The organism is Streptomyces sp. NPDC005899 (genome assembly GCF_040629645.1).
Lineage (GTDB): Bacteria > Actinomycetota > Actinomycetes > Streptomycetales > Streptomycetaceae > Streptomyces.
The window spans coordinates 1-5174 of sequence record NZ_JBEXWB010000403.1 but is presented as its reverse complement, the minus strand read 5'-3'; the positions used below and the strand labels follow the sequence as shown (position 1 = coordinate 5174).

Here is a 5174-nt window from a genome sequence, read left to right as displayed (position 1 = left end):
GCCCGCGCCCGCGGCGCCCGCCGCCAGCAGGCGGGCTCCCGCGACCTGCCCGGCGTCGGGGCCACCGAGGTCGCCGCCGGGCAGCACCCAGCCGACCAGCGCCAGGCACGGGGCGACCAGCAGGCCGAGGGCGGTCGCGGTCAGGCGGTCGCCGACAGCCCGGCTCGCGGAGCCGGCGCCCGCGAGGAGGAGCATGCCGACCACGCCGGCGCAGGCGGCCCGGGAGGCGCCGGAGGCGGTCGTCACCCCCGGGGTGAACACCAGCACCAGGGCGGCGACCACGGTCGCCACGGCGGTGCCCGCCAGCAGGGCGCGGGCGGCTCCCGGGTGCCAGGTGTGCAGCCGCCTGCCCACGGTCTCGGCTATGCCGTCCACCAGGTCGTCGAGCCGCGCCTCGGGCAGGGCCTCGGTGTGCGGGCGCAGGTAGAGCACGGCTCCGTCCGCCAGCCCGGCGCGGGCCAGGGTGGTCTCCTCGTCGAGCGGGGCGTCACCCAGGCGCTGCAGCACCCACCCGGCGTGGTCGAGTCCGGCCTCCTCGGCCTCCTCGCCGACGTAACGCAGCAGTGTGGGAAGCAGATCGGCGACCGGCACGTCGGCGGGCACCGCCAGATCGACACTGACGCTCGGTGCACGTACGGTCAGGCGGCACGAATCGGCCACCGCGCTGTCGGTCATCAGCTGAACTCTCGTCTTCCGGAAGGCTTTGACAGGAGGACTTCCCCGCGAGAGGGGATGTGCGAACAGTACGGAAGGTCCGTCCGGCGGCGAACCGGGGGGCCGGGAGCGGGAATTGCTTCCGCCGGGGCGGTGGCGGCCACTCCCGCGTGGACAGGTCGCGTTCCGTGAATGCACACTACTGCCTACGACCACCGGGTCGTGCTGCGGACCGGGTGCCATTTATCCGGTATGTGGTTGGCCCGCACGGAAGTTGACCGCTCCCGCCATCCGCCCGAAACCTTCGTCCGGCGTTCATCGTGCGTTGTGCGGGGCCGGCGAATCAGTGCGGTGCGGCCTTTTCCACCACCGGATGCGCCGGAATTCCGGTGCGGGCCGGAAAGTCAGTGAACCGGAGGTTCTGTTCCCTTGAGTGTCGTGCTGTTTCGCCGCCCCGCCCGCAGGCGCGGGCCGGAGATGCCCGAGGGCCAGTTGACCCTCCAGGAGCCGCCGGTCCTCTCCGAGACGGTGCCCGACACCTCGGCCATCTGGACCTACCTGCCGATGGCCCTGATGTCGGTGTCGATGATGCTGATGTTCCTGCGCCCCGGCGGCGGGAACGGCGTCTTCATGTACCTGGCGATGGGTGTCATGGCGCTCTCGGCCGGGGCCATGCTGCTGGGGCAGTTGATGCGCCGCTCCAGCGAGCGCAAGCAGCGCCTGCGGGGTGAGCGCCGCGACTACCTCCGCTACCTGGCGCAGATCCGCAAGCGGGTCCGCACCACCATCGCGGAGCAGCAGCGGGCACTCGCCTGGCGGCACCCCGAACCCGCCTCGCTCCGCTCGCTGGCCCGCACCTCACGGCTGTGGGAGCGCCGCCCGGCCGACGAGGACTTCGGGGAGGTCCGGCTCGCGGTCGGCGAGCAGCAGCTCGCGCTCACCCTGACCCCCGTCTCCACCCGCCCGGTGGAGGACCTCGAGCCCCTCTGCGCACACGCCCTGCGGCGGTTCGTCCGCGCCTACTCCACGATCCCCGAACAGCCTCTCGGCCTCTACCTGCGCTCCTCAGCCCGGATCCTGCTGCGCCCCGAGGGGAACGGCGAGCAGCCCGCCGAGCCGGGCACTCCGCCGCCCGGGGGCACGGGCGAGGGTCCTGGCGCGGAGGCGGTACGCGACCTGGTGCGCGCCGTCCTCGGCCAGCTCGCGGTGTTCCACGCCCCCGAGGAGCTGTGGATCGCCCTCTGCGTGAGTGACGAGCGCCGGCCGGACTGGGAATGGGTCAAGTGGCTGCCGCACGCGCTCGACCCGCACGAGGAGGACGGCGCGGGTCAGGCCCGCCGGATCACCGCCGACCTCACCGAGCTCGATGATCTGCTCGGCGCCGAGTTCACCGAGCGCCCCGGCTTCGACCCCGACGCCCGCCCCGGCCGGGACGAGCCCTACACGGTCGTCGTCCTGGACGGTGTCACCGTACCCGAGGGCCACCGCTGGGAGGGCCACGGTTACCGCAACGCCCTGGCACTCGACATCTCCGGTGCGCTGCGGTGGCGCCCCGGCCGCAACACGCTCCGGCTGACCGTCGGGCCCGGGCAGGTGAGTCTGGTGCGCACCGACCGCAGCCGCAAAGAGCGTTCCGTGCCGCTCGGCAGGCCGGACCGGCTCGGCCCCCTCGGCGCGGAGTCGCTGGCCCGGCTGCTCACCCCCCGGCGGATGAGCCTGGCCACCGACATCGCCCAGCCGATGGACACCGACGTGGAGCTCACCACGCTCCTCGGGATCCCCGACCTGCACCGCCACGAGCCCCGCGCCCTCTTCGACCGGCACAGCGGCTCCACCCGGCTGCGGGTGCCGATCGCCGTCGGCGTCGACGGACGCCCCGTGGACCTCGACATCAAGGAGTCGGCGCAGGGCGGGATGGGCCCGCACGGCATGCTGATCGGTGCCACCGGTTCCGGGAAGAGCGAGCTCCTGCGCACCCTCGTCCTCGGCCTCGCCCTGACCAACTCCTCGGAGACGCTCAACTTCATCCTGGTCGACTTCAAGGGCGGTGCCACCTTCCTCGGCCTCGAGGAGCTCCCGCACACCTCCGCCGTCATCACCAACCTCGCCGACGAGGTCGCCCTGGTCGAGCGCATGCAGGACGCACTGCACGGAGAACTGATACGCCGTCAGGAGCTGTTGCGCTCCGCCGGCAACTACACCTCCGCCCTGGAATACGAACGGGCCCGCGCCGGCGGCGCGGCGCTCACCCCGCTTCCCAGCCTCTTCGTGGTGGTCGACGAGTTCAGCGAACTGCTCTCGGCCCACCGTGAGTTCATGGACCTGTTCGTGATGATCGGCCGCCTGGGCCGGTCCCTCGGGGTGCACCTGCTGCTCGCGTCGCAGCGCCTGGACGAGGGCCGGATGCACCAGCTGGAGAGCCACCTGTCCTACCGGATCGGCCTGCGCACCTTCTCCGCCATGGAGAGCCGGGGTGTGCTCGGCGTCCCGGACGCGTACGAGCTGCCGGCCCAGCCCGGGAGCGGCTACCTGAAGTCCGGCGTGGAGTCCCTGACCCGGTTCCGCGCCGCCTACTCCTCCGGTACCTACCGGCGCCGCACCGGCGCGGTGGTCCGGGCCAGGGTGGCCAGCCAGGTGGTGCCGTGGACCAGCGGCTGGGTGGTGCCGCGCACCCTGGACCCGGCCACCGAACCCGAGCCGGACACGGAGGAGGAGGGTGACGAGGAGGCCCTGCTCGACGTGGCCCTGGAGCGGCTGCGCGACTCCGGCCCCGCCGCCCACCGGGTGTGGCTGCCCCCGCTGGACGAACCGTCCCCGCTGGACTTCCTGCTCCCCGGCCTCGCACCCGACCCCGAGCGCGGCCTCACCGCCACCGGCTGGTCCGGCACCGGCAGGCTGCGGGTGCCGGTCGGCCTCGTGGACAAGCCCTTCGAGCAGCGCCGCGACCCGCTGGTCGTGGACCTCTCCGGGGCGGGCGGCCACGTCGCCGTGGCGGGTGGCTCGCAGAGCGGCAAGTCGACACTCGCCCGCACGCTGATCACCGCCCTCGCCCTGACCCACACGCCGGCCGAGATCCAGTTCTACTGCCTGGACTTCGGCGGCGGCGGGCTCTCGCAGCTCGCCGGGCTTCCGCACGTCGGCGGCGTGGCGGCACGGCTCAATCCGGAGCGGGTCCACCGCGCCGTCGCCGAGGTGATGTCGCTGCTGGCCCGCCGAGAACAGTTCTTCGTCGACCACACCCTCGACTCCATGCAGTCCTACCGCCGCCGCCGGGCCGCCGGGGAGTTCCCCGAGGAGCCCTTCGGCGATGTGTTCATGGTGGTGGACGGCTGGTCCACGGTGCGCCAGGACTACGACGACCTGATCCCGAAGTTCAACGAACTCGCCGCACGCGGTCTCAACTACGGCATCCACCTGATCGTGACGACGACCCGCTGGGTGGAACTGTCGGCCCAGGTCCGTGACCAGGCGGCCACCCGCCTCGAACTGCGGATGGGTGACCCGATGGACTCCGAGATCGACACCCGCAAGGCCCGGTCGGTGCCGCGCAGCGGCGGGCGCGGGATCACCGCGGACAGCAAGATGCACTTCCTGGCGGGCCTGCCCCGGCTGGACGGCAGCGGCTCGCTCGACGATCTCGGTGACGGCGTCGCCCACCTGGTCACGGAGGTCTCCCGGCACTGGCCGGGTCCGCCCGCGCCACAGGTGCGGATGCTGCCGCACCGGCTGCCGCTCGCCGAACTGCCCGCACCCGAGCCCACCGAGGGCGGCGGCATGCGTATCGCGCTCGGCATCGACCAGGACGCCCTGGAACCGGTCTGGCACGACTTCAGCCGCACCCCGCACCTGATCGTGGTCGGGGACACCGAGAGCGGCAAGACCAACCTGCTGCGCGGCATCACGCGGGGCATCACGGCCCGGTACACCCCGGAGGAAGCGAAGATCATCGCGGTGGACTACCGCCGCACCCTGGTGGGCGCCATACCCGACGAGTACCGCATCGGGCACGTGATCTCGCTGGACAACCTCAAGGAGACGCTCGAGGGCGCGGCCCGCGCGATGAAGAACCGCGTCCCGGGCGCCGACATCGCCCCCGCGAGAATGCGCCGGTGCGACTGGTGGACCGGCCCGCGTCTGTTCATCCTGGTCGACGACTACGACATGGTCTCCGGCAACTCCTTCCAGAGCCCCTTCGAACCGCTCTTCGACCATCTCACCCTCGGTTTCGAGATGGGCCTGCACCTGGTCGTCGCCCGCAGTGCCATGGGCGCCGGCCGCGGCCTCGGTGACGCGCTCGTCCGCCGCCTCGACGAGGCCAACAACCCCGCCGTGCTGCTCTCGTGCCCGCCCACGGAAGGGCGGCTCTTCGGCAACGCGAAGCCCCTCAACCTTCCGCCGGGACGGGCCCTGCACATTGCCCGCCGGCGGCCGCGGCTGATGCAGACGGCACTCGTGGAGGAGCCCGGGGGGCAGGACTGAGCGAGCGCGACGACGGCGCCCTCCCCGGGACCGGCCCGGGG

Annotated in this window: 2 protein-coding genes; one reads left to right on the top strand and one right to left on the bottom strand. The window is 72.7% G+C overall.

The genetic code is table 11. From position 1 onward, the window contains the following. Positions 1-675: type VII secretion integral membrane protein EccD (gene eccD, locus ABZ371_RS28605; RefSeq protein WP_358684890.1), on the bottom strand; the 675-nt coding region annotated here is incomplete at its 3' end. Positions 676-1083: 408 nt separating this feature from the next. Here eccD and eccCa point away from each other — a divergent pair. Beyond that, positions 1084-5133: a type VII secretion protein EccCa gene (gene eccCa / locus ABZ371_RS28600; protein ID WP_358684888.1), complete on the top strand. Its 4050-nt coding sequence runs from the start codon at positions 1084-1086 to the stop codon at positions 5131-5133. The last annotated feature ends 41 nt before the right edge of the window (positions 5134-5174 follow it).